Consider the following 26916-nt stretch of genomic DNA (forward strand, 5'->3'; position numbering starts at 1 on the left):
AAGCTCATTTAGAGCTAAACCATTTTAGAGCTGAGGCGAAATGAGCCGAAAGTGGACGATTTTGCAAAATATATTTAATTCGCTGCCACTTAAACTGCTGACCGGCGTAGGTGTAATACTGATAATCCAGAGTTGCTAAGCGCTGCGCTGCCAATTTAGCAATGGCTGGATCACGAAAGCGAATATTTAAATTGGCTGCTGCTTTTTCCACCAAATTTCGAATAAGCAAATAATTTGGTGTGCCGACGATACCTTTGAAATACCAATGACTAATCGCCCCAAAATTTATTGCATCGTTACCAAGATCTTTCAACCCATTAGCAAAAGCTAAGTTCTCTGCGGAAAATAAAGATACCCTTGAGACAACTAAATCACTGGCGCCAACCTGGTTGGGGCGAATAGAACTAGATTCGCTATTAGGCACCTCTCGGTAGACTACCAAGCGCTCCGGCAAATTAGCCATTTCATAATGGCGTCCGACGCGAGAGACAAACTCATAGTCTTCCATGGGAGTGCGCGCCTCATCAGTAGAAAATGAACCTACTTTATCGAGCACTTCACGCCGAAACATACAAGAACTGAGTACAAAGGGTGAGTCAAAAATCAAATCAAAAGCAATTGCCCCAGGGTTGGTAGGCAAATCTCGAAAGCGGCCTGTGGGCCCTTTAGGAGTCCAAACTTCTGCAGCAGTTCCGAGTAATGCACATTGTGGAGAGTTTTCTAAAAATTGAATCTGCTTGGCAAAACGCGTTGGCATCGACAAGTCATCATGGTCATGGCGCACAATATATTTACCACGGGCTAGTGATAAGCCACGATTGGATGCTCGAGAAACCCCTTGGTTTTCTTGCGAAATGAGCGTGATCCTGGGATCATTAAATCGACTAATGGTCGCTAACGTATCATCGGTTGAACCATCATTAATGATGATGAGCTCAAAGTCAGAAAAGGTCTGATCTAATATGGATTGAATTGCATCGGCGATCAATAGGCCACCATTTTTCACAGCCATGACAACCGACAGCATAGGATTTATGTCATTCTTGGTAGGTAAAAAATCAGGCATATCGGACATATCAGACATTTAGGCGCCAAAAGTAAAGATTAGGGCTATTTTAAGGTATGCACCCTATTTATGAATAGATTCACGTAGTCTTGAGTATGATTTGGTATATGGCGCTAGAGCTCATAAATACGAACCCCATCACTAAATCTACTTCACCTAAAAGCAATTAGTAATGATTCACGCCTTTATTCTGACAGCGTATCGCGACCCCAAGTCACTAAAAACCCTGATTAGGCAATTAGTTGCCATTAACGGCAGTCAAATTTATTGCTGCATTGATCATAAAAGCAAACAAATGGCTCAGGAGATACATGAGTGGGTTTCTGAGCAGGCACAATCTGATCCGCGCTATGCCCAAATTGAAGTATTGAATGATCAAGTTATTCGGTATGCCAGCACTGACCATCTCAAGGTACAACTTGACCTAATAAGGCAAGCCCTACTGAGTGGCGCCGACTATTGCCATACCCTCACAGGACAATGCCGTCTTGTAGTTAGTCCTGAACAATTTACTGCGTTTTTTAACGCGCATAAGGGTCAAAATTTTATTGAGCACTTTAGCCTGCCCGCTAAACATTGGTCAGGCGATGGTGGGCTGTCTCGTATTCAATATTTTCAACTTTACGATGTGATGGATATTAAAAAATGGCGTGGGATATTTGATATTAGCAATCGCACTTTACTACTATGCCAGCGCCTATTGAAAATAGATCGCCGAAAATCATACCCGATCAATTCTGACCAATTTTGGGGCGGTTTAGGGTACTGGTCACTACATAAAGATGCGCTCTCTGCAATTCTCGATCACCCAATCCTGCAATCAAATAACACCAATCCAATTTACAAAAACTCTCACTGCGCCGAAGAATTCGTATTGCACACGGCTTTAATGAATAGCGCCTATGGTAAAGCGCATAAAAGTAAAATCATTCCCAACCATCTACGTTTTATGGATTGGGGAATCGGTCATGGTGAGTCCCCTGCGATTTTGGATGAGAAGCATCTTGATCAAATAGAACAAGGTGCCAAGAATGAGTACCCCTATTTATTTGCCAGAAAGTTTGACTCACGTTTCTCCGAAAATCTAGAAAAACACCTGCAAAAACTAATGTAGCTCACAGCCTGCATTTTAATTAGGAGACAAAATCGCTCAAGCGTACCTTATTTGAATTTCTTTTTATAAAACGCTAAGTACTCACGCAACTTGTGCCACCAGTAATTCTTTTGCACTAAACGCGCCTCTAGTCGCTGGCACTTTTCATGTGAAATGAGATACAGCTTTTTATAAAGCTCTAACTGTAGATTGGCATCTGCACTTAATATCGACTGGGTATTGAGAAATTCCCCATCAATTTGACGAATTTGATTATGGGATTTTTCTAAATGCAATACATATGGCTGATTTCCAGCAAAGTCATCACCCTGTGGCCAAGCATAAGTAGGCGGCAAAGAATGGCAATTTCGAGTAGCCATATAGAAATTTAAATATGATTCATCGTGCCAAATGGGAATGGCAGCTTTTTTTAGATCCTGCTCTACTTGAGCAGCTAAAGATTGAATCAATTGGCCAAAGGATTGCGTATTACCACCCCAAAAACATCCTTGATAGTAGGTCTTGCGCAATTGAGGCGCTAGGTAACTACTCTCTTGGCGATCAACCTCAAAAGCAGGGGAAGCCCTGAGATAGCCTGGATGTTGGACAGCAATCAAATCATGTAAAAAAATCTCTCTTGGCATGGCTTGCACAACCTTCATGTCGGCATCCATGTAAAGCAAAAAGTCATTTTTCAGAAGAGAATCTAAATGCTGCTGAATCCAATAAAAACGCATGAGCGTACTAAAAGGCCATGCTAAATGCGCAATTGGGATGCGAATGATATCGCCCCTTACTTGAAGAATATCCGTAAAGCAGTAAAACTGCACTTGAAACTGGGATGCATCAAAATACTGGTCAATACTATCTTTGAGGGTCGGAATGAATTCATCGTAATACCTACCTGTGGCAATGGTGATGATGCCCAGATTCAGTTTTGACGTGGTATGGTTCATATGGCTCAAATGCTCTGTTTGGCTTATTGTATCGTTAATGCCTAATATAATGACTTATTCTCATAGCCTTCTATGCCGCCATTAATGGGCCTCGCATCAATGACCAACCCTCTCGTAAGCGTTCTACTTCCAGTCTATAACGCACAAGACTATCTTCGAGAGTCTATCGACAGTATCTTAGGTCAAACCTTTACCGCTTTTGAGCTCATCATCATTAATGATGGTTCTACAGATGGGTCTAAAGCCATTATGGATTCTTATGCTGACCCTCGAATTATGATCATTGATCAAGAAAATGCAGGATTACCAGTCTCTTTGAATCGAGCTATAGCTAAAGCCAAAGGCAAGTATTTAGCTAGGCAAGATGCTGATGATGTAAGCCTATCAACCCGGCTGTCCGAGCAAGTAGCGTATTTAGAGTCCCACGCAGATTGCGCTTTGCTAGGTACTTGGGCGCAGATTATTGAAAAAGACAATTTAACTAATCGCACGCTAACCCACCCCTGCGAAAATGGTGAGATACAAATCAAACTCTTGTTTTATAACTGCTTTGTACACAGTTCAGTGATGATACGTAAGACCACTTTAAATCAGTGCGGTGTTTATCCCGAAGACCCAGAGAAATTTCCACCTGAAGACTATGATTTGTGGCTTCGTATTGCTCAAGTTGCCCAAGTAGCCAATCTACCAAAAATGCTTTTGCAATATCGTGAATTACCAGGCAGTATTTCTCGTCAAAAACTTGAGATCATGCAAGCACGTGCACGTAAGATGTCTTCGCACGCCTTGATTACTATCCTTGGTGACACTACTTTGCCAAACAAGATCGTCCAACTTGTTGATGCGATGTGTTCGATTCCAGTAGTGCTAACAAATAAAAGTTGCCAAGAGCTACTAGCATTATTAGAGCGCGTAGGTCAATATCAGTTAGCATGTTGGCCAAGTGATAGCGCTGATATTGCAAAAGGCTTACATGACTGCAGATCCTACTTAAAATTGGCATACGACAAATCTCGAGTACGCGCGATCAATCAATACTTACCTTTTGATTTATATAGTCTACTAAAGAAACTGCGGCGATGAACCTAGCTAGCAAAAACCGAGGTCTAGTCGATGTTGTCATCCCTGCATATAACGCTGCGCGCTATATCGAGGAAACACTACTTTCGGTAGCTAAGCAAGGCGATGCGCTTGCCAAAGTCATCGTAGTTAACGATGGGTCAAGCGATAGCACTGCTGAAATAGTCTCTCGTTTTGCTGCAAGCCATCCCACAATTACCATTCAAATTATTAATCAAGAAAATGCAGGGCTTTCTGCTGCGCGCAATGCGGGAATTAAGGCTGCCACGGCACCTTATATCGCGTTCTTAGATGCAGATGATCTATGGCTTCAGGAAAAGCTCAATATGCAGCTTGCCGTTTTTAATCATTCTAAAGATGAAAAATTGGGATTGGTATATTGCGCATACGGGGTAATCTCAGAAACCTCAACTAGACTGCCTACAGTAGCGCTAATTCACCCCAAACTGCGTGGTAATGTAGCCCGAAAACTACTACTTGGTAATTTTATTTCTGGTAGTGGTAGCGCTGTTCTCATTAAAAAGTCAGTGTTCGATACAGTCGGTTTATTTGATGAAAAACTCAGTGCTGGCGAGGATTGGGATATGTGGCTGCGGATTTCTCAATCCTTTCATGCAGACTACTGCCCAGAAGAATTGGTGCTTATACGCCTTCATGACGCTAATATGCAAAAGGATACCTTGCGCATGCTCTCGGCCGATTTAATGATTTTGAATAAATTTGAAGTATTGCAACAGAGCAACTTCTTTTTACTTTGGAAGATTCGCACTATCCTTTTTAATCAGCACATGACAGCCGATGCTATTCCCGGGTTTGGTCAATGTGCACCCAGCTTACAAGAGAAACTGTCCGGCCTCAGACTAAAAATCGCTTTTATAGCAATTGCGCCCTTAGCCATCATTGCAAAAGCTTATCTCAGCCTGAAATCCTAGACGATTTCTTCCTGAGAATTATTTCCCTAGGCTCTTTTGGTGAATTGATCTAGCAGCAATTCTGCCCCATAGTTTGGCGGGGATCTTAAGTAGCAACATCGCCATATTGCTGTAAATCCCGTTTTCCTTGCAAGCACGTACGATCTCGGTATTTAGAATCCAGTTACGTGAAAGGCCTGCTGTACTAGCGCCCCCAGCCCTCATGCGAACAACAGGCTTTGGTAAGTAGGTATAGGACGCCTTTTTTACCGCCAAAATACGAATCAGCATTTCGTAGTCAGCCGCAATTTGATAATCCGTTTTAAATAGACCTACTTCATCATAAATGTGCTTTTTTACAAAAACCGTAGGATGTGCCGGCATCCAGCCATACTGAAAGCGATTTGGATAAAACTGACCTGAGTCGTAATAACGCAAAATTTTCTCAGGCTGATTCTCATCAACTAAAATCAGATCTGCAAATACGACATCGGCATGATCTTTCTTCATTTTCGATATCAAATCACTGACCACATGATTATTCATATAGACATCATCTGAGTTTAAAATTCCAATAACATCACCAGAGGCCATTGCAATGCCCTTATTCATGGCATCGTACATGCCCCGATCAGACTCAGAAATCCACTTACTGATTGTTGATTGATGTTTTTGAATAATTTCCAAGGTGCCATCTTTAGAGGCGCCATCAATAACAATATATTCAATTTGTGGGTAATCTTGCCCTAAAACGGATTGAATAGTGTGCTCTAAGGTTTTTGCACTGTTATAGCAAACCGTAATGATGGACACTTTCACAAAGAGATTCCTAAAACCTTTTGAATAGCGACCATAGGGTCTACTTTGTGATTAGTCATATAACGCTCTACCTCTGCGACTTTGGCATCAACTAAAGATCGATACCACAGCGCCTGAAAGAAATGAAATTGAGCACCTTTTGCCCCATCTAAAAAGCCCATCATGAAGATATAGCGCCAGACATAGTATGTCCAAGCACGAAGCCCGCCCGGTAGCTTGGCATAGATATTTTCCTTAATCCAACGCTTAGTACCAATGGAAGTGCTGGACTTTAATGACGCTACAGAGTTAGTACCGGAAAATCCATATTTCAAATTGAGTAAATCTACTGCTTCCCGGCTTGAATAGTTATTGTGCTTTTCAATCCACCAACTCAGAGGCCTGAGATTATCATCAATCAAGACGCCAGAAAGGTTCGCAGACCTGCCGCCTATCTTGATATGCTCATCCATCCAGCGCGCTTCAGACTGCCCCTTGCCATAGCGAAAGATGCGCATCACTCGGTTTGCTCCAACGCCACCATGCTCAATTAATTTGCCCTGAAATACCATTTTACGAATACAAGTCACGCCTTCTACATCTGAAGCTAAAGTAGGTAGCACTTCTTTAATTTGCGTAATCAGCTCTGAAGTTAAGTATTCATCTGCATCGATCCGCATGACCCACTCGGTATCTGCTGGCAACTGGGTTAAAGCCCAGTTCACTTGAGTCGAATGATTATTTTCCCAAGCGCGTTCAAGAACCCTAGCTCCATATTGCTTAGCAATCGCAATGGTTTGGTCTTGAGAAAAACAATCAACCACCACAATATCATTTGTTAAGGGCAAGATACTTTGCAAACACCTTGCTAAGTGCAGCTCTTCATTAAAGGTGAGAACCAAAACGGTTAACTTCATCTTTTAAGCGCCCATTCCAGATAATGTGTTTTTAGCCAAAATACTGCCTCAGCCCACCACCGAGGATAGCCGTTTTTAATTAAAGCATCACGATATTCTGCTAATAATTTTGGCAAATGAGCATCGCTACCATAGGGCTCATTCACAATTAAGGCTTGCTGCCTTGAGTCAATTGAGAGTTGACGCTTATTAATTCTCAAATAATGCTCAAAATCTGCAGCGAATCGATATTGCTCATCAAATGGCTCTTGCAATAAGAGATTGCGCGAATAAATGATAGCTTGATGTGAGGTAGGCATAGACCAATATCGCCAGTTATTGCTTCTTGGCATCCGCAAACGTTCGCGAATCCAAAAACCAAATAAGGTTAAATCAGCCAAGGGATTTAATTTTAAACTAGCGATTGAGGCGACATTGCTTCCTAGCGTATCACCGCTATTCAAAAATAAAACCTTACCTTTTGAAGCTTGCTTTATACCCTTATTCATGGCGTTGTAGATACCAGTATCTGGCTCTGAAATAACAATATCACCTGATTTTGCAAAACTCTTAGCCAACTCTACAGACCCATCAGAGGAGGCGGAGTCAATAAAGATCCATTGGTACGATCCATCTTCCAGATGCGCCATTGATTCAATCGTTCTTTCCAAACCCAAGCGATTATCTTTATTGATGGTGATGATACTTAGCATAGGATTAAATGCTGGCGGCACTCTTGTATATCAGAGTTGGATTTTTAAACTGTTGATAGGCGTATACCGAGAGCAAAACACCCCAAAAGGCCAGGCCATTAGAAAAGCCACCCACCGAGGTTGCGACACAAGTAATAGGAGTTAACACCAAAACTGCCACCCTCCAACCAGTCACGCGCTTAACCAATAAAAAGAACAAAATTGGAATCAATAAAGTGACATATATACCTAACTGATAGAGAGATCGGGTGTAAAAGGCCTGCAACATCAAGGGATCACAGTTATGACTATTGCCGGTAAACCATTCTGCAAAGTCAGGAAGACGAGTACAGATATATCCCGGGACCTTTTGGTAAACACCATAACCAAAAGGCTCTTTGAGAACCTCAATAAAGCTATCACCATAGTGATTAAAAATTGCCTGAAAGGACTGCACTCGATCAATGGATCCTAGTGGGGCGCTAATGTTTCTACCTTTACCAATGTAGGCAGCGGCGGCGGCGGCCAAGACAGCAACTATAACCTTATGACGCCATCCAACTGATAAAAAGTAAAAGAAGCAAACGACAGCGAAAGAAAGTAAGCCAGAACGACTGCCAGCAAGAATGATGGTAACGACTAAAAGCATAAGATCAAGTAAACGGCGTTCGCCATAAATAAAGAACACAATAATGAAGCAATTGAGATAGAAAGTAATTTCAAAATTATTTTCAAAGATAAAAAATGGTCTAGTTATCATCAGTTGCGAAATATTGGCGCCCTCATTTAGATGAACTAAAAAAAGATTCCACAACAAAACTAAAGGGTAGGCAATCAAGAACAAGCGTATCCATTTAGACAGATTAACCTGAGGGATATTCTGAGAATACAAAGCCAATATGCAAATATAGGCAAAGGGTTTTAAGGTAACAATATAGTTGTTTGGAAAACTGGTATCAGGTGGGGTTGGCGATAAGAAGTAATAGCCCAACAAGAGGGCGAGACCAAACCAAAAGATAGAAGAAACAGCTTGATTTAGGTCACGAAACTTGTAGATCAGATAAACCATTAAAACCAGATCTGGTAAAAAATAAACAGGGTAGTGCTTAATAAATAAGATTGTATGTATTGCAAAGCAAGCAAAGATAATCCCAATAAATTGCAGCGGCCTTTTGAGAAAACTAGGCACGATACTTTGCCTTTAAGCTAATAGCAAAGATTGCTATAAAAATACCAATAATCAGAGCGGCATAAATTACTTTGCTAACCTGTGGCTGTATATAGCTATCACTTATGCGCAATGAATCAGTGGGGGATGCCTTTTCAGAAGCAATTACTGTATTTGCGTTTTCTTTATTTTTTTGCGTTTGAGCTTCATAAACCCCATTGAGATCTTCCAGAACTCGGGCTTGTAACAAATTAGCGCAGCGAATTACATTTTCACGCCCCTCGATTCTTAATGAAAAGTGAATAACGTCTGCGTGATTTAATAATCCAATTTGCATTGAATTAATAAATTTTCTTCGATTAGCATTAGAGTCCTCACCTAGACACTCCTGAATAAATGCATTAGAAAAAGTCAGGGGATTTTGCATGCCCCGCATAAACTCCAAACCAGAGAGCATTAACTTCCACTCCAGCTTGCCAGAGTCAAGAGGGCTCACCATCTGCATCTTTGGAAGACGCACTGAAAAATTAGCCTCATAAATTCGGGGGGCAAACCCCACATAGATACCAGCCAAGGCCAAACACAGCAACTCGGAAGCTACTAAAACCTTCCAATTTCGGCCCAACCAAGAGGTAACAGAGTGATAGCTAATTTTCATAATGATCTTCTGGCTTGACGATAGGGATCGTATTTCGCAAGATATATAGCCATTTAAACGCCTAAATTGAATCCAATGGCAGATTTTACTTCTAAAATTACCACTATTAAGGGCTTTGGCCCTCTGTACCCTCTAAGTGGTAAAGTCAGTTCTAATAGAACACTCTTAGCCATCACAGAATTTATCTGCAGCCTCAATGTCATCGACCCTGATTGCCCTTTTTGTTTCCCTAATAGGCTGCCTATTTATTATTCGTTTCCAGCATCTTCATAGCCATGTTACGGGAGATACAGATCTAAAAGGCATCCAGAAATTTCATATTCAAGCCGTTCCCCGTATTGGAGGTCTCCCAATTTTTATTGGTATTGCTTGCGCACTCATCCCTCGCTGGACTAATGACCTCACAGTCGCCTCGTTTGCCACTCTTTTATTAGCTTCGGCCCTTCCGTGTTTTTTAATGGGTTTACTAGAAGATCTCACCAAAAAGATTGGTGCTAAAGAGCGTTTGCTAGCCACTATGGTATCAGCTGCAATTGCCGGATGGTCGCTGCAGGCATGGCTTACCAATGTACAAATTTTCGGGGTGGATTGGATTTTATCAATCCCCATTATCTCGATGATTTTTACCTGCTTCTGCATTGCTGGCGTAGCCCATTCCTTTAATTTGATAGATGGATATCATGGACTATCAGGAGCTGTAGCAACAATTATTCTTACAGCTCTTGGTTATGTAGCTTTTCAGATAAAAGACTATCCAATCATGGTGTGCTCACTTGCGGGAATTGGGGCCATAGTAGGATTTCTCTTTTGGAACTATCCCAAAGGCTTAATATTTCTCGGTGATGGTGGCGCATATTTAATTGGCTTTTGGATTGCTGAACTTTCGCTATTGCTCGTGCTACGTAACCAAAGCGTCTCAAAATGGTTCCCCCTACTCTTGTGCTTCTACCCCATCTTTGAAACTTTATTCACGGTTTATCGCAGAGTCGCCTTAAAGCGTGTAAGCCCTGGACTACCAGATGCCGCCCATCTACATCAAATTATTTATAGAAGAGCAGTTCGTTGGGCTATTGGTAGCACAGAAGCTGAACTACTTACGCAACGCAATGCCATTACTGCGCCATATCTCTGGCTGCTATCAAGCATTGCTGTTATTCCAGCCGTTATCTTCTGGAATAACCATGTCGCCTTAAAGATTTGCGCGGGACTTTTTGCGCTAACTTATATTTGGCTGTATTGGTCAATCGTGCGCTTCAAAACACCTAAGTGGCTGATCATTCAAAAGTAACACAACCCTTCGCCACGCTACTTAAAGCGTACGCTTTGAATCTGAACTCCTAAGCGACGACCATCAGTATTAATTCCTAAATTTCTTGGTGTGTAGCAATTGGATAATTGAATTCGCGCGGTAACGATATTGGATGAATTCTGATACTGAGGAGCAAGATCTAAGAAAATCGTTTCAGGCTCATTGTTTACCCATTGATGACTTATTGTAAGAACGGGCACCTTCCCCTTACCAGCCTCCCAAGAAAGCACGTCGAAACGAGCATTCAGCGGAATCTTATTAATATTGGGACGGTTAGGCGACAAAATAATTTCCACTCCTTTTGCCCCTTGTGGAAAACGCTGCTCCCAAGCACCAGTTGTCCAGTGATCTTCCGATACGGGAAAATCTTTGGTAGAGCAATCAGCGCCAGCTATAAAAGGCAGCTTTCCAAAGGAGAAGGCTGCTTCAATAGCCACGCCAACCAACAGCGCTAGGATAACCAGCAAACTCATTAGACGGTTACGGCTTGGTAGAGCCGCTCTCTTATTTAGTGCATTTGCAATACCCACTTCAGAGAAGCAATAAATAAGCCCTAGCAAAGTAGCACCGAGCATTAGGTTCTCACGTACTAAAAATGAGTGCGCAAAAACATTTCCCAAGAAAAGACTTAATAAACCCATTGATGCCGGTAATATCAATTGTTTATTTTGGCAATCACGATATGGAACTATGAAAGCAATCGGAAATACAGTAATTCCAATCAAACCATTTTCAGCAAGTACCTGTAAAAAATAGTTATGTGCATTTTCACCACGGTTCAACTGTAAAAATTCTGAGCGCGCAAAACTGATATTAGAAGATAAATGATAAAACTCGCCCTCACCTACACCCATCAGGGGATAGGAAGAGAACATATTAATGACAGCACTCCAGATTTCAAAACGCGAGCCCATCATACCGCCTAAATCACTCAAACTATCCAAGCGTCGACTTTGCATTTGGGCTATCAATTCCCCGACCCAAGCTAAGCTAGGAATTGAACCTGCGCCCAAAAGAATAATGCCAATTACGACAACAAAAACCATGAGCGAAATAAAAAATATTTTTTTGGAATGGCGATAAAAATAAATCAGGCTAAGAATTACCAAGGTAATCAATGCGATCAGCAATGATGCGCGAGATTTACTTGCTACTAATCCAGCAGTACAGAGCAAAAAGGTAACTGCGATAAAAAACCTCTCAGCACTATTTTTACAAACTAAAAAATAACCCCAAAGGCCCACAACTCCCAAAAGCATATGAGCGGCAAAGGCATGTAAATCGGGCTGTAAGCCCATCGCGGCAAAACCGAAGGCATCTTTGCGAAATTGCAACTGCGTCTCGGGCAAGCCCCAACCAGTTGCTGCTTGAATCAATCCCACAATAGCCGAAACTACCAAGCCCAACATCAGTGAACGGAAAATCCATTGATTTCGACTTTCAGTATTAAACTTTTTTAAGGTGGAATTCACCAAGAATATTAGTCCAACTGCAATGGCATAAGCTACCCAATTACCAATTGGCAAATAATCTGCGCGCCAATCTATTGGACGAAAATGCATTAAGTTAAATAACACTCCACGAATAGAAGTGCTTGTAGCCGAGAGGTATAGGTTTCGGGCAATTGCCAGAGCAACTGAAGAAGTGATCACTAGCATCACTAAACCCACAGGCCAGGACGATGTTACAAATGAAGGGTTAGTCTCGCTAGATAAAGTTTGCTGTTGAAGTATTCGCTTCAACAAGGTCCTGATGAAATAAGCAAATAACAGTCCAGCCGCCAAATCTAGACCTGGGTTTGGCATAGCTAGCGCATTTGCACCCAATAGCGTGTTGAGAAGATTTGGAATCCCTGCTGTCAGCGGTAATAGTGCAACCACTATCGCAAGACCCCAAGTTTCCGAAACAAGCCCAATAATGAATGCCAATAGGAACAGAGATACGGAGGGTGTCAAACCTTGACGACCAAAGTAATATGCATCGTTGCCCAAAACTGCCAAACTGGCTATAAGGGCACAAAACAGACCAAATCCAGCCAAAAAGCGTTCGACCGAACTAAATAATGGTGTTTGACCTGATTTGACTGGCAAATTCATCTGAAGGTAGGGCCCTGGAAAGCTGAGGGAGTTTGGGTCATATTTTTCATATTCTGTATGCACCCTATTTTAGGGGGTGCAATACAAATTTACGGCAAAATGACTCCTTTAGCAGGATTACACTGTTTTCTACCCAATATTGAACCAAGCAAAACATCATTTGAACTCATCAAACATCCTCATTACAGGCGCTAGAGGCTTTACAGGCCTTTATTTGAAGGACGCAGCTCAAAAATCTGGCCTCAAGGTGCATGAACTCACCTCGAATCTCAATGATGTAGAAGCCTTGGAAAAAGAAGTCTTATCAGCAACGCCAGACTATGTGGCTCATCTTGCTGGCATTAGCTTTGTAGCGTCCAAAGATCATGAAGCTTTTTATCGAGTTCATGCTTTAGGGACCAGCAATCTGCTGCAAGCACTTACCAAACTAGAGAAAGCCCCAAAGAAAGTTCTGCTAGCGAGTAGCGCAACAGTTTATGGAAACAGCGCCAATCATTTATCCGTCGAAGATCAAGCATTAACACCGATTGACCATTACGCTATCAGCAAAGTAGCGATGGAAGAAATGGCTAAGACTTTTTTCAACCGCTTGCCTATTGTGATTGCCCGGCCATTTAATTACACCGGCGTTGGCCAAAAGGGTAATTTCCTGATCCCAAAATTGGTTGATCATTTTGCCAAACGCAAACCTTTTATTGAATTAGGAAATTTAAATATTGAACGTGAATTTAATGACGTCAATATGATTTGTGACGCCTATCTTAAGTTACTGGATTTAGGGAAAGAAAATGAAATTTATAACGTCTGCTCAGGACAAGCTCGTTCGTTGCAGTTTGTTATGGATACCCTAAAACAGATTACAGGCCACGATATTGAAATCCGTGTTAATCCGGATTTTGTTCGAGCAAGTGAGGTCCATCGCATGGTGGGCAACCCCGAAAAGCTAAATCACTTGCTAGCTAGTAATGCGCTATCACTACAAGCACCTGCTTTAGAATATACCTTTAAGCAAATGCTTACTGCTTCTTCGATCCTCTCTACCTAAGGCTTGAGTGTGAAAGTTGCATTTGGAACCACCCTGCTTGATCGAGGTTTAAATAATCCAAAGCAAGATGGAATTGATGGCATAGGCCAATATTGCCAAGCGCTTTTGCAGCAATACCAGCAAATCCCATCTACCCCAACCATTACCCCTTACTCTTTTGGTCAAGAGCAAAGTAAATGTGGCGCAACTTTATTGCCAAGCTATTCAAATCATGTACTTGGTGGGCTAAGCCATATACATCCAGAAGTATTTTTTAAGGATGTGGATTTAATACATTCAACCGACCAATTTATACCTATTGCGAATAAGCCTTTGCTTGCAACAGTTATGGATGTTATCCCCTTAAGTCATCCACAATTTCTAAAATCGAAATCGCGTTACCTCAAATCATTTCCTTGGAAAAAATTAACTCAACGCGCTGACCGCATTATTACGATTTCTGAATTTTCTAAAACAGAAATTACCAAGCATCTTGGATTTTCTGAAAATCAAATTAACGTAATCCCACTGGGGGTAGATAAGCGCTACTTTCAAAAAGTTTCCGATTTTGACAAACAGACAGTATTTAAAGCGCTTGGCATTACTACGCCGTTCTTTTTATTTTTAGGCTCTATTCAGCCCCGCAAGAACTTAGTGCGCCTACTAGAGGCGCACGCCAAACTTCCAGGCTCACTTTCCCGTAACTACCCCTTGGTTGTCGCCGGAAAACTTGCTTGGGATGATGGAAAGGCCTTAGATGCGATTCATCAGGCTGTTGCCGAAGGTCGAGCCAAATGGCTTCATTACATTTCAGAAAATCAAAAGCATTGCTTATTACAAAGTGCCACAGCTCTAACCTTTGTTAGTCTATATGAGGGATTTGGCCTACCTATTACAGAAGCCTTTGCCTCCGAATTACCGGTAATTACATCCAACTGCACTTCTATGCCAGAGGTTGCTGGAAACGCAGCTATTGTTGTTGATCCGCTGAACTCCCAGGAGATTACTGCAGCGCTAGAAGCCATTATTCAGGACTCCGTTTTGGTGAAACAACTGAAAGCTGCAGGGTTAGCACGCTCTCAGCTCTTTTCTTGGGAAGAAAACGCTAAGAAAACAGTCTCTATCTATCAAACAATGGTTTAACACACGCGTTAATTTATTAATTACAGCTCTGTCATGAATTTACAAAAAAGAGATTACTCATTTTTGTACCCCTTATTACTTGGGGCTGTTGCTTTTTTTATGGTGGTTGGATTTGCCCCACTAAACCCCAATAACCCTGACTGGATTTTGGGTCGTCTTGATCCTACGCAACATTATTTGGGTTGGCTTTTTTACCGCAATGGGCCTTGGACTTTCCCAGTAGGCTTAAGTCCGCTCTTTGGCCAAGACTTGAGTAGTTCGATTGTCTACTCCGATTCAATCCCACTGCTAGCAATCCCCCTCAAGGCAATTGGCGTCTTATTACCTGATCGATTTCACTATTTTGGCATTTGGATCTTTGCCAGCTTTCTATTGCAAGCCTGGCTTGCATGGAAAATATTAGGTCTTTACTCCAATAGCAAGATCCTCCGACTTCTAGGATGCGGGTTATTTGTTTTCTTTCCGCCAATGCTTTGGCGTATCAATACACCCGCCGGCGGTCATTCTGCTCTTGTGGGTCAATTTCTCATTTTATGGGCGCTCTATTTAATTCTCAGACCCACTCAAAATAAACGCACTCTTCTTTGGGTGTTGTTGTTGTCTACAGCGGTCTTGACCCATTTTTATCTCTTTGCCATCGTCAGTTTGCTATGGCTAGCCGATTTGGCTAATCGCCACTTTATTCAGCGTGATATCAGCGCTAAAAGTGCTTTAAAGGAAATTCTTTTAGCATTAATTTGTACCTTGCTACTTGCATGGCAAGCGGGATATTTTGCAATCTCCGCTTCTCTCAACAGTGAGCGAGGTTATGGTTTTTATGGCATGAATGTCCTTGGGCTAATTGACTCCCAAGGCTGGTCATATTTTCTTGAAAGCAAAACAAATCCGTCCTCATGGGGCGAGGGATTTGCGTACCTTGGGCTAGGAGCGATTATTGCCGGGCTATTTACCCTCATTGCATTATTCAAAACGTCAACAGGAAATATATCTGCACTTAAAGCATTTTTTAGAAATCATCGCTACCTTGGCGTGCTCATCATTTTCTTGCCGATTTTTGCCATCAGCAATCGAGTTGGGCTAGGTGACTTGAGCTTTACCTACCCCTTACCCGCTTGGCTATTGAAGATGGCAGATACCCTTCGCTCCTCTGCAAGACTATTTTGGCCTGTTCATTACCTTTTAATCATTGCATTCTTTGTTGCAATAGTGAGAACGTTTTCTCATAAAGTGGCTCTGGGAATTATTGCCGTTTGTTTTGTTTTGCAGGCAGGTGATACTAGCAAAGGTTGGTTGCATAATCGCAAGCAATTAGCTACTCGCCATTCAGCTGAAGAACATAACCATAATCTTAGCAATTCATTTTGGAATGCGGCAGGAAAACATTATAGTGACCTGACTATAGTTCCTTCAGTGAACAGACCGCCTAATTGGGAAAATTTCTCTATCTATACAGTGACTCATCATATGAGAACGAATGCTGCTCATATGGCGCGAGTTGATCTTGTTAAACAAGAAGCGAGCAATATCAAACTAAATCAGCAGATTGATGCCGGTTCTTTTGATCAAGGCACGTTATATGTAGTAGAAAACCGCTTTGTCATTGCCGCCCTAGCAACGGCCCCTGACAGTACAGAGATAGCTAAAATAGACACCTTTAATGTGATCGCTCCCGGATGGAATGAATGTGGCAATTGCCCCCCAATAGATCCAAAGCTAATATTGACTCGGGACCGCTATGCATCAAAGCTCGGTGAAGTGATTTCGTTTGCAAACTCATCGCCCAATAGAAGTTACTACTTTCGTAGCGGCTGGTCATGGTCAGAAGACTGGGGAACCTGGTCAGATAGTAAAACTGCTACTCTCAACTTTTCTTGGCCACAGCATTGGCCTAAATTACTCAACCTTAAATTTGATACCTTTGTAGTTAAAGGCAAGCACTTGGTTCAAGAAATTGATGTCAAAATAAATGGTGTTTTTTACAAAAAATTATTCTTAACTCATGTCTATGAGAATGAATTAGATATTTTCCTCACCCCAGAGATGAAAAAATCTAAGTACCTATCCATTGAATTTGAAATGCATAACCTAGCACGGCCAGTTGACCTAATAGAGGATCGACCTGATCATCGAAAACTCGGTATCGGCGTGAGATCTGCCGTATTTAGATAGGGAGATTTATTGGAACTGCGCTGAAATCAGGCCCATTCCAAGCTTACGATCATCACCCGGAACGCCGCCCACATCTTTAGGGCTGGCGGGATTTTTAAAGTGGAACTGTAGTTCTAGATACTTCTTTTTATCCATAAAAGGCGGCAAGTTAATCACCCAAGTATTAGTCTTAGGGTCACTCAAGGAGGACAATTGAGGGGGCATACCGTCAATAAAGACTTCAATATCTTGCTTAGAGTGCAGTGGACCAACAAAAGCTCTTACCGTTAATTTAAGCTGCTTAGGCGGGGCACCTTGCGGCACTGGCAGGATCATCTTTGTTTGATCACTATTGCTCCAGACACCCCACTCTTCTGGCCAAGCCCAGCTTCCGCCGACGCCGATTAAAAAGCGATTACCCAATTGTCCTTTGCCAAAACCAAAAGGCTTATTCAGAACTATTTGCCTGGTGAGTTGATTAAGCTCATCACGCAAATTCTCTTGAATTACTGGACAGTCTTTACAGTTTTTCCAATTGGGAGCCAATACAGCAAAACCATCAAAGCCAACCAATAAATCGGCAGCTGGATTTGAATGAAAGTATGCGGGAAGGACTGCATCGGGTTGCAATACATATAGGCTTTTTGGATTCCAGCTTGACCCATAAAGGCCATTTATAAAAGTTTCTTGTGCCTTAGAAAGCTTGCCAATATCAGCTCTTGCAAAGAACACGGCATTAGTCGACAAATGATTTTTGGCGGCATACAAGGCAATTTGATCCCATCCAGGAGCCTTATCCTGCGGAGGGACTAACTGAACTTGCTCATATTGCTGAGCCACCTGGCTCCAGAATGGGTTAGCTAGCGACAGTTCGTGCGGAATATTCTTACTTCGATCAGCAATATGCTCCCGCATCAACCTCCAACCAGCGCTTGTATCAACTACTTGCAGAAAACATGCAATCCCCAAGAGCGTCAATGCAAAGCGCTTAGAGTAGCCTCTCATAACGATGAAAATACAAGCAAGATTTAACGCATAAAACATCGGCCAAAAGAACCTACCGGATGCACGAAAGATGCTTGCAACTGCATAAACAGAGTCTGAAATTCCAAATCCAAATTCTTTACGGCCAATAGCGATGTGGTTCGTAATGGCAAATAGACTTAAAGCAATCAGGGCAAGGGCCAGGAAAAGATGTTTGAAAATTTCCCCTCTAAAGAGGGTCCTAAGACTGCCATCACGTATAAATTTATAAATGGCAAAGGGCCAGAGCAGCAAAAGACCTAAGCCAAAGAACATATATCCTTCACCATAATCACTTGGTAGCGGCAAAGTTCGCAAGAGATAAGACCAGCCCTTAGGATCTAATGGTGAGAGTAGATTCATCCGGAAGAAGCCATATCCACCTAATGAGCCAGAAGAGGAGCTCACCGCAAAATAACCTGTCTGCCACATTAAAAACGTAATCAAGGGTCCGATGAAAGTAATTTGTAAGGCACAATTTTTTAAGATTGCTAGCCGATTGGCTTTAGAAAAAACAATTTGATCAGCTAAATTAGCTGCCCAAAGCGCTGTAACCATTACAAAGAGGGAGAAATGGGTGAGGACCGCAGCACTAAGCAATAGCGCCCAGAAAACCCCTTTATTTAAAACTTTAGAAGTGCGCTCTGGCGAAAATATTAAATAAAACCCGGCCAGAATCATGAAGTGCGCCACCAATGCAGTGTGCTGGTTTACCCGCCAAAGCATAGGCGGTGCGAAAACTAAGACTACGCATGCAAAAGTTTTCATCCACCTGTTTTGCGTCATTAATCCCAAAACCAGCCATGCAAAATAGGCTTGCAATACAAAACATATGAGAGTCCAGATGCCTAAATATTGAAATGTTTCTGGCAGTGCAAAACGAATAGCTTTAAACACAACAGCCATCAAAGGAATCGAATCAGAAAATACAATCGAATTACTAAAATCCAGACCGTAAGTTGGATTTAAGCCAATTGGAAAAGTCCAAGGGCTATTGCGAAAGAACATCCAGCCAACATAATCCTTAAAGGGATCTACGCCTTGGGCTAAGTCCAAGACTGTTGGATTTAAAGCTTTGGGGCCAACTACCATCAAGCAAGCACAAATACCGATGCACAGCGGGATCAACACATCCCAAATCGAATGGCGTAGCTTATTCATATCACTCGTATCTTACGGCCTCTAGGCCAATTGCTAATGGGCGCTCGTCAATCCCAATACCCAAGGTCTTGGGCGAAACAGCGGTTGGGAATACAAAGTCCACTTTTAATCTCTCTGAATTGAGTACAGCGGCAGGCAACGGCACCTCAATCTCATTCCCAAAGCGCTTATTTAAAGTCACCTTAGTTTGAGGAGCTCCATTAATCCAAATTTCTACATCTTGAGAAGATTGCGCCCCTCCAATAAAAGCCTGAGTATCTATCACCAGTTTTTTAGGTACGCTTGCGGGCAAAGGCAAAGTCAAGGATGCCTTTTTATTGAGAGACCACACACCCCAATTTTCAGGTACTGACCAACCACCGCCTAAATACACTCTGGAGTATTTTCCAAATCGCGATAAATCAATGCGCTCACCAATGCGGGTTAGGCGATCATTGGATATGACAGGATTGATTTGGGACACTTCATTGACCTTTAGGCAATTCTGACAAGACTTCCAACCAGGAGCAAAGACGTTTATCTCATTAAAGCGAGCCAACAAATCCACTTGGGGCTTCATCGCTTTTGCAAACTGCGGTACGTAGTTATCTTCTACTATGTAAAGCGTATTAGGATCAAACTTAGCTTGCGCCAACATCTCTTTTATTTTTTGATTGGATCTCTCAATTTTTTGCTGATCAACCCTACCCATAAAGACTGAATTAGTACCTAGCTGATATTTGGCTGCGTAATAAGCAAACTTTTCCCAGATAGCTTGCTCATTCCAGACGGGCACGCGAACTACCTTGTTGTAATGTTTGGCGGCATCCGCCCAGAATGGGTCAGATAGGGAAGAAACTGGTTGGGCACCGGGGTGATTAATCTTATTTTTAATCTCAAGCCAGGCGCCACTGGTATCCAATACTTGAATTACCAATCCAATAGCCAAAACAGTTATAGCTATTTTCCTGGAGTAGCCCCGAATTAAGAAATAAATTCCGGCGATGGCTATTACATAAAAGACTGGCCAAAACATTCTGGCTGAGGCACGCAAAATACTGGCAATTGAAAAGAGCTTCGGCGTGAGTGGAATAGTAAAAGTCCAGGGGCCAATACCAATATTATTTGAGAGTGCGAACAAGGTCAAACAAATCAAGCAGAGGAAAATAAATACATGGTCAAGCAGAAATTTAGACAATTTTTCGCGGTACTTTGCCATCATCGGCAAGGAGATTGCTAGAACCAAAATTAACCCTAAGCCAAGATAAACAAATCCCTCGTAATTATTATTGCCCCTGACCCAAGGCAAGCTAAATAAGAACGACCAGTTACGCGCATCAAATCCACTTGGATCAAATAAAGCTAGTAGGTTCATGCGATACATGCCAAAACCAGTTTCTCCAGGACTGACATTCATGAAGTAGCCAGCCTGCATGGCCAACAAAAGGGTTGTAGCGAATGCGCATGCCATTTCAAGTAGCACTTGAAAAATACTGAGTTTTTTCTGAATGATTAATTTATCTAGCAAATCAGCCAGCCAGAGCGCTACCAGCATGGCAAAGGTATAGGGGTGAATCATCAAGGTGCATGGCAACAGGATTGACCACCACAACACTCTTTTATTTTGATTGGGACGCAATATTAAATAAAGTGCGGCCAATATTGGGAAATGCCCAATGGTTGAATTATGAAATCCAATCTGCGAAAACATTGGCGGAGAAAATAGTAGCAATCCTGTTGCAAGTATCTTTATCCAAAGTTCTTTGGTGATAAGCCCCATGAGCAACCAAGCCATCCACGCCTGCAATACAAAACAAAGCAGAATCCAAATGCCCCAAAACTGAAATGGCTCACCCAATAACGCAGAAAATGGTTTAAATACCATCGCAAACAATGGCATGGAATTGGAATGAATAATAGAAGAGCTAATATCCAATCCAAAATTAGGATTGAGCCCGATAGGGAAAGTCCAGGGGCCATAACGATAGAAAGCCCAGCCCAGGTATTCCAGGGTCATATCGAAATCTGCCAAAAGCCAACTGACGTTACGGGGATTCAAAATGCCTAAGCCAACAACAGTCACAAAAGCTACAAGGCCCATGGCAATCGGAATCAGATTGATCCAGCCTGACTTAGAGGATTGAGATAACTTGCTCATAGAAACATTATCCTGGAGGCGCTAACAAACACCCCATTAAGCAACCTGCTTATTTTTAGACCTAAAGCGTGCTCTGATCTTTTCAAATGGCCTTTCGACATACAGATGAATTAAGATTGACATCAAAATGATGTAGCCGTAAGAAACCACCCCAATCGCACTTTCACTGGTCAGATTGAAGAATTTAACAATTGGGCCCACTACATCAATACGTAAGGCCCAAACTAAATACATAGGATAGGAAAGTTCTCCAATAAATCGATCCCACTTATTGGATTTGGAGTAATAAAAGATAAAAGGTGTCGCACTAGCCAATAGGAGATAAAAGAGTCCCTTCTTAAATTCATAACCAGCAACGATATTGGGGAAGAAGAAGATAAACCCAATAATCAGGGTTGTTAACCATTTACCCAAAAGATTGAACAAGTCTGGATTGGAATCAAACTTAATCTTCGAGTAGAAGCAATACGCTACAGCGCCCATCATAAATAAAGCTAGCTCGCTTGGGAAAAAACGATAGCCCCATGGATCATCATATTTGCCATGCATTAGCAAATAAATGCGAATGAGCATCGAGGCAATAAATACAACAAAAACGTATTTAAATTTCTTAATAAAAAGTAATGGCGCCAGGATATAGAGACTAATTTCAACACCAAGAGTCCACGCCTGTGGAATCAGTAGATAACGCCAAATCGGTGGATTAGAGTTATTAAAGTTGCTGACAAAATGCAAATGTCCATCTTGCAACCCTAAAAACATCGCCCAGTCTTGCAAGATCATCGTCGCATTTGTAAAAATGAGATAAGCGCTAAGCAATGGTGGGAAAGTGAAAATATTTTTTAACTCACCAGGCTCAATCAAGTTGACGACTAGGTTAATAGCTGCAATCACAAAATAGGCTGGATATAGCCTTAAGAAACGATTGATCCAGAAATCTTTTACTGAGTTGTACTGAGTATCCCAAATCATGGCGATATAAAACCCAGACAAGATAAAAAAGGCCTCAACTGCCGTATCTGTCCCAACTAATTTATAAGTCGGGAAAAAAGTGAAATGGCCCACTACAACAGAGTAAGCCAATAGAAATCGAATAAGGCCCATTTTTATATTTCTAGAATTAGGATAGTAGCCATTCTAATGTTCATATTTAGCCTCAGAGCTTATCAATAAGAATTAGTTAGCGAGCAAACTGAATAGATACCAAGCCAATACCCAATGTGCGATCATCAGCACCCAAACCAGCCGTCATAGGACTAGTAGCGCCCAAAGAGTGAAACTCAATCATTACTGGCTCGCCAGGCAGCTTGGGTCCTCTGGGTAATTTAATTTCAAGAATATTTCCCTGGGATTTATTAAGAACTGTTTGATCAGCTACACGAGCTCCATTGATAGCTATGTCCACAATCTGCCGAGGATGATTGGAAGTTAAAAACGCATTTGCCTTAATTACTAGCTTAGTAGGATCGCCCTTGGGCATGGGCAGAACAGTCGAGGCAACTGGCTGTGTTGCCCAAGTACCCCATTCCTCCGTATACCCCCATCCATTTAACATGAACCGCGATCGTCCATTACCCGCTTTAGTAAATTCCACCAATTGATCAATTTCTAGAACTGGTGTAAATTGGGGTAGCTCAAAATTTTTATTAACCTTTGGGCATGTTTGACAATTTTTCCAACCAGGCGCCAATATATTAAATCCATCAATGCGCGCAAGTAAATCGGTTTCAGCGTTATATCTAAGAAAATTATAATTAGCCTTATCGGGTGCATTTTTCCAATCACGCAATATATAAAGACTGTGAGTATCTAAAGGCCCCCTATAAAGCTGGTCTCTGATGGACGCAAGAAATCTAACTTCTTTACCGCCATCAACTCGAGCCATGTAAGTCATATTTGTAGCCATGCCATATCGAGAAGCCAAAATCCCAAAATCCTCCCATACGCCAGGGCTATCATTAGTAACCACATTTTTGTAATGCAATCCAGAACTAAGCCAAAATGGATTATTTAACTTTGTTTTAAATTCTTTTGAGACGGGCATAGACACCTTCTCCCGAATTGCCAACCAACCCGCGCTGGTATCAATGATTTGCACTACTGCAGCAATACTAAATATCAACAAGGTATTCCTTGCTGGATATGACTTCACTGTCACCCACATAATCACAAGAAGAATGATGTAATACAAAGGCCAAAATAACCTCGAAGAAGCTCGAACTACACTAAATATATTAATAACCAATTCAGGCAACGGGAATGCTAGATTCCAAGGCCCAAATCCAACCCGATTACTGAAACTTATTAAGGCCATCACCATTAAAGACAAAACCAAGAATCGATTTTTTCTCCAGATGGTCGCCAATACGCTGGTAATAACGATTCTTCTTGTAATAACCGCAAAGATCGCGCTAAGAAATAGAAATAATGAACCAGCACCTAAGTACTGAAAACCTTCGCCGGTAGAAGCTTCCACAGCGTCGCGCAATGGAATTGGTCTTAACCAATATGACCAACCTCTGGAGTTAAATAAAGCCAAGAGATTGGTTCTGAAGTCCCCAAACCCACGAGATGCTCCGGAAGCACCTTCAATAGCAAGGTAGCCTGCCTGCCAAGCCACAAAAATAATAACCCCAATAACGAGAACTGATTCCATAGCCGCATCTTTAAATGATGAGCTCTTTGAGGCAAAAACCCTTGAAATCAAATCTGCCATCCATAAGACCAAAACCATCACTGCGAGATAAAAATGCGTTAACACCGCAATCGATAACAAGATGATCCAAGCAAACGAATATAAATACTTTTTATTTGTCTCAATTGATTTTGGGATGGGTTTTAAATTTAAATATAGGGCAGCCAAGATGATGAAATGCCCCATTAAACTTTCATGCAAACTCAAGCGGAAAATCAGCGGCGGGGAAAATAAGAACAAAACACTTCCCAAACACTGAATTGCAATACTGTTCGTAGCAAGACTTATCAGCCGAAATGCAAAATAGGCCTGCAATACAAAACAAAGTAACACCCAAATTCCTAAGTACTGAAATGGATATGGCAAAAACTGAGAGATTGCTTTAAATGGAATTGCCAGCAATGGAATAGAGTCAGTGAAGACTATGGAATTACTAAACTCCATGCCGTAGAGTGGATTTAAGCCAACAGGCCAAGTCCATGGACTACTGCGATAGAAAGCCCAGCCTAGGTAATGCTGCAAAGGATCTCCGCCTACCAACCATGCGACATTAGTCGGATCCAAAAATCGAGGTCCAGCAATAATTAAGAATGCGCAAACACCAATCAAGACTGGCATCCAGATTGAAGTTCCTTTATTCGGTAGATGCGCTACTGACAATTGACTAATAAATCCTTATTTTTTAAAGCTGTTTTAATAATTCCGTTTATTTTAATTAGATAATGTGGACATGTTGAAATTAAGTGGTTTACCCCATCATTGGAGATTCGATTTTCGAAATATAATCCCGATCCTCATTGGCATAGCCTGTTTTGGGGTCGTTTGCGGATTTAGTGTACTTAACCCGTGGAATGAGCAATGGCTATTAGGGGGTGGCGATGCAACAATGCACTATTTTGGGTGGTTGTTTTATAGAAATAGTACCTGGTCTTGGCCTCTTGGGGTTAATCTAGACTATGGGACCAACTTAAATAATTCGATCGTATATAGCGATTCCATTCCACTGTTCGCCATACCCCTCAAAGCGATATCGCCATTTTTACCAGAAACCTTTCAGTACTTTGGAATTTGGATCTTAATCTGCTTCGTGCTTCAATCTTGGTTTTCGTGGCAACTGGTAAATCTTTTTTCAAAGGATGTACTTACTTGTAGTTTTTGCACTGGGCTATTTGTATTTTCGGTTCCACTTCTAAGTCTTTTCCCAGAGAATCCTGCTCTTGGAAGCCTCTTTTTAATACTTGCATCACTCTACCTCTCGCTCAAAGAAAACAAAACATATCCTGCGTTGTCATGGCTCGTGCTGCTCTTAGCAAGTCTATTGATTCATTTTTATATTTTTGCAATCGTTGGGGCGCTATGGCTCTCGAACCTTTTCGACAGCGTATTTATCAAACGAATAATATCCCATGCTCAAGCCTTCTTGACCATGCTCATCTCAACAGCTAGCGTAATAGTTACAAGCTATTTGGCTGGTTACTTTACCATTAGCTCCATAGGAGCATTCGGATATGGTGTCTTCAAAATTAATCTACTGGGACTACTGAATCCTGCCGGATGGTCTATTTTTGTAAAAACAATTTATGTTAAGCCCCATTGGTGGATTGAAGAGCCAATCTATCTTGGGCTTGGCGGCATAACTGCGGTGTTATTTGCTTTGGGCAAAGGGGCTAAATTACGGACCTCTTTTAAAAGCATCATTAGCAAGAATTTATTTTTAGTTGTGATGCTATCTTTACTTTCTATCTTTGCTATAAGCAATAACATTGCCATTGGATCGAGAGAATTTCTTTTCCCCATACCTGATAAATGGATTTCTATTGCAAGCATTTTGAGGAGCTCAGGACGCTTTTTTATTCCAACTTTTTATGCACTGCTGCTTTTAGTTTGCTATCTCGTTTCCAAACAATTCTCCAGAAAAGGCGCCCTTTTGATTCTGGCCAGCTGCCTAGTACTACAAGTCACTGATCTGAGCATTGGCTGGCTCGATGTCCGCCAGCGAATGACATCCAATGGTCCATTTCCCTACAGTAAATTACCGCTTGAAAACCCGTTCTGGAATCGGGCTGCCAAGCAATATAAGAATATTATTGTGGTTTCCAGTAGATTTAATTTGCAACCTGACTTTATGTCACGTTTCTTATCCAATGAATGGCGTGTCTTCGGTCGTTTCGCATCCACAAACCACATGGGAACTAATGCTGTTTACCTTGCTCGTTATGACGAACCAAAGTCTCTAGAGCTAAATCGCGAATATTTAAATAAGTTAAATACAGGCGATTTGACGGCTGAAAATTTATATATCGTTGCTCCAGAGGAAATAAATACTGCAGCATGTACCAGCCTTCGATCTCCATCGGATTTGTTCGCCAAAATTGATGCCTACTATGTATACGCACCTGGGTATTTCAAGAATACCGATAGCTTAAGTCAGCTAGATCAAATTAAGCCCATGCTCTCTAAGGACACTCCCGTGTCAGCACCCTTTGCTTTGTGTGGAGCTTGGAGTAAATCAGAAAACTGGGGAACTTGGTCTGATGGAACGTTAGTAAAGATCTACGTTCCTATTACTAATCCAAATGCAAAAGTCATTACCTTTTCCTTGCAAGCGTTTGTTAATGGCATGCATCCTGAGCAAAAAATGGAATTCACTACCGATGGTCAAAATTTCAAGTCACTTACTTTGAGCCAGTTTTCTAGAAACCAAATTGATGTTCCAGTAACCGCTGCCATGCGCGCTGATGGCTATGCATTGGTTGAATTTAAATTACTGAATCCGGTAAGCCCAAAATCATTGGGTTTAGGCGATGATTCTCGAGAGCTGGGTATCGGCTTAACCAAAGTAGATGTTCGCTAGACTAACCC

The 26916-nt window shown here is 41.8% G+C and carries 20 protein-coding genes; 8 read left to right on the forward strand and 12 right to left on the reverse strand.

Going from position 1 to position 26916, the window contains the following annotated elements; all coding sequences use genetic code 11:
• Positions 1 to 4: 4 nt before the first annotated feature.
• Positions 5 to 1084, reverse strand: a complete 1080-nt coding sequence (locus tag ICN47_RS05585; protein WP_216218912.1) for a glycosyltransferase family A protein — start codon at positions 1082 to 1084, stop codon at positions 5 to 7.
• A 154-nt stretch (positions 1085 to 1238) separates the two neighbouring features.
• Between ICN47_RS05585 and ICN47_RS05590 the strand changes: the two genes are divergently transcribed.
• Positions 1239 to 2180, forward strand: a complete 942-nt coding sequence (locus tag ICN47_RS05590) for a hypothetical protein (RefSeq protein ID WP_216218913.1) — start codon at positions 1239 to 1241, stop codon at positions 2178 to 2180.
• 47 nt (positions 2181 to 2227) lie between these two features.
• Here the strand turns inward: ICN47_RS05590 and ICN47_RS05595 are convergent, their stop codons facing one another.
• Positions 2228 to 3115 (reverse strand): hypothetical protein, encoded by an 888-nt coding sequence (locus tag ICN47_RS05595; RefSeq protein WP_216218914.1) that lies wholly within the window; start codon positions 3113 to 3115, stop codon positions 2228 to 2230.
• A gap of 72 nt (positions 3116 to 3187) precedes the next feature.
• Here ICN47_RS05595 and ICN47_RS05600 point away from each other — a divergent pair, with 72 nt between their 5' ends.
• Together ICN47_RS05600 and ICN47_RS05605 are read left to right on the forward strand one after the other, a co-directional pair.
• On the forward strand, positions 3188 to 4198 hold the full coding sequence (locus ICN47_RS05600; RefSeq protein WP_216218915.1) for a glycosyltransferase: 1011 nt from the start codon (positions 3188 to 3190) through the stop codon (positions 4196 to 4198).
• Positions 4195 to 5127: a glycosyltransferase family A protein gene (locus ICN47_RS05605; RefSeq protein WP_216218916.1), complete on the forward strand. Its 933-nt coding sequence runs from the start codon at positions 4195 to 4197 to the stop codon at positions 5125 to 5127. Before ICN47_RS05600 ends, ICN47_RS05605 begins: the two co-directional genes overlap by 4 nt.
• A gap of 18 nt (positions 5128 to 5145) precedes the next feature.
• On the opposite strand, the gene ICN47_RS05610 is transcribed toward ICN47_RS05605, so the two are convergent.
• From ICN47_RS05610 to ICN47_RS05630, 5 genes are all read right to left on the reverse strand, one after another.
• Positions 5146 to 5925 carry a glycosyltransferase family 2 protein gene (locus ICN47_RS05610; protein ID WP_216218917.1) on the reverse strand — a complete coding sequence of 260 codons (780 nt, stop codon included), beginning with the start codon at positions 5923 to 5925 and terminating at the stop codon, positions 5146 to 5148.
• Positions 5922 to 6821, reverse strand: coding sequence for a glycosyltransferase family 2 protein (locus ICN47_RS05615; RefSeq protein ID WP_216218918.1), 900 nt, complete (start codon positions 6819 to 6821; stop codon positions 5922 to 5924). Before ICN47_RS05615 ends, ICN47_RS05610 begins: the two co-directional genes overlap by 4 nt.
• Complete coding sequence (locus ICN47_RS05620) at positions 6818 to 7513, reverse strand: glycosyltransferase (RefSeq protein ID WP_216218919.1); 696 nt, start codon at positions 7511 to 7513, stop codon at positions 6818 to 6820. The genes ICN47_RS05615 and ICN47_RS05620 overlap by 4 nt, the downstream gene beginning before the upstream one ends.
• A 4-nt stretch (positions 7514 to 7517) precedes the next feature.
• Positions 7518 to 8561, reverse strand: coding sequence for a hypothetical protein (locus ICN47_RS05625; protein ID WP_216218920.1), 1044 nt, complete (start codon positions 8559 to 8561; stop codon positions 7518 to 7520).
• Between the two features lie 112 nt (positions 8562 to 8673).
• Positions 8674 to 9318 carry a hypothetical protein gene (locus ICN47_RS05630; protein WP_216218921.1) on the reverse strand — a complete coding sequence of 215 codons (645 nt, stop codon included), beginning with the start codon at positions 9316 to 9318 and terminating at the stop codon, positions 8674 to 8676.
• A gap of 196 nt (positions 9319 to 9514) precedes the next feature.
• Here ICN47_RS05630 and ICN47_RS05635 point away from each other — a divergent pair, with 196 nt between their 5' ends.
• Positions 9515 to 10606, forward strand: coding sequence for a glycosyltransferase (locus ICN47_RS05635; RefSeq protein ID WP_216218922.1), 1092 nt, complete (start codon positions 9515 to 9517; stop codon positions 10604 to 10606).
• 17 nt (positions 10607 to 10623) lie between these two features.
• On the opposite strand, the gene ICN47_RS13085 is transcribed toward ICN47_RS05635, so the two are convergent.
• Positions 10624 to 12786 carry an O-antigen ligase family protein gene (locus tag ICN47_RS13085; RefSeq protein ID WP_216218923.1) on the reverse strand — a complete coding sequence of 721 codons (2163 nt, stop codon included), beginning with the start codon at positions 12784 to 12786 and terminating at the stop codon, positions 10624 to 10626.
• 97 nt (positions 12787 to 12883) lie between these two features.
• Between ICN47_RS13085 and ICN47_RS05645 the strand changes: the two genes are divergently transcribed.
• The 3 genes from ICN47_RS05645 to ICN47_RS05655 are packed head-to-tail and all read left to right on the forward strand — an operon-like array spanning position 12884 to position 17059.
• Positions 12884 to 13768: a GDP-mannose 4,6-dehydratase gene (locus ICN47_RS05645; RefSeq protein WP_216218924.1), complete on the forward strand. Its 885-nt coding sequence runs from the start codon at positions 12884 to 12886 to the stop codon at positions 13766 to 13768.
• 9 nt (positions 13769 to 13777) lie between these two features.
• Positions 13778 to 14890: a glycosyltransferase family 1 protein gene (locus ICN47_RS05650; protein WP_216218925.1), complete on the forward strand. Its 1113-nt coding sequence runs from the start codon at positions 13778 to 13780 to the stop codon at positions 14888 to 14890.
• Between the two features lie 33 nt (positions 14891 to 14923).
• On the forward strand, positions 14924 to 17059 hold the full coding sequence (locus tag ICN47_RS05655) for a DUF6311 domain-containing protein (RefSeq protein ID WP_216218926.1): 2136 nt from the start codon (positions 14924 to 14926) through the stop codon (positions 17057 to 17059).
• Positions 17060 to 17065: 6 nt separating this feature from the next.
• On the opposite strand, the gene ICN47_RS05660 is transcribed toward ICN47_RS05655, so the two are convergent.
• The 4 genes from ICN47_RS05660 to ICN47_RS05675 all read right to left on the reverse strand — a co-directional run bounded on the left by ICN47_RS05660 (position 17066) and on the right by ICN47_RS05675 (position 24714).
• Positions 17066 to 19222, reverse strand: coding sequence for a DUF6311 domain-containing protein (locus ICN47_RS05660; protein ID WP_216218927.1), 2157 nt, complete (start codon positions 19220 to 19222; stop codon positions 17066 to 17068).
• 1 nt (position 19223) lies between these two features.
• Positions 19224 to 21359 carry a DUF6311 domain-containing protein gene (locus tag ICN47_RS05665; protein WP_216218928.1) on the reverse strand — a complete coding sequence of 712 codons (2136 nt, stop codon included), beginning with the start codon at positions 21357 to 21359 and terminating at the stop codon, positions 19224 to 19226.
• Positions 21360 to 21395: 36 nt separating this feature from the next.
• Positions 21396 to 22463, reverse strand: coding sequence for an acyltransferase (locus ICN47_RS05670; RefSeq protein WP_216218929.1), 1068 nt, complete (start codon positions 22461 to 22463; stop codon positions 21396 to 21398).
• Positions 22464 to 22539: 76 nt separating this feature from the next.
• Positions 22540 to 24714, reverse strand: coding sequence for a DUF6311 domain-containing protein (locus ICN47_RS05675; protein WP_216218930.1), 2175 nt, complete (start codon positions 24712 to 24714; stop codon positions 22540 to 22542).
• 70 nt (positions 24715 to 24784) lie between these two features.
• Here ICN47_RS05675 and ICN47_RS05680 point away from each other — a divergent pair, with 70 nt between their 5' ends.
• Positions 24785 to 26908, forward strand: a complete 2124-nt coding sequence (locus ICN47_RS05680; RefSeq protein WP_223146612.1) for a DUF6311 domain-containing protein — start codon at positions 24785 to 24787, stop codon at positions 26906 to 26908.
• Positions 26909 to 26916 lie beyond the last annotated feature (8 nt).

Origin of the sequence: Polynucleobacter sp. AP-Latsch-80-C2 (assembly GCF_018882185.1) — a bacterium.
GTDB lineage: Bacteria > Pseudomonadota > Gammaproteobacteria > Burkholderiales > Burkholderiaceae > Polynucleobacter.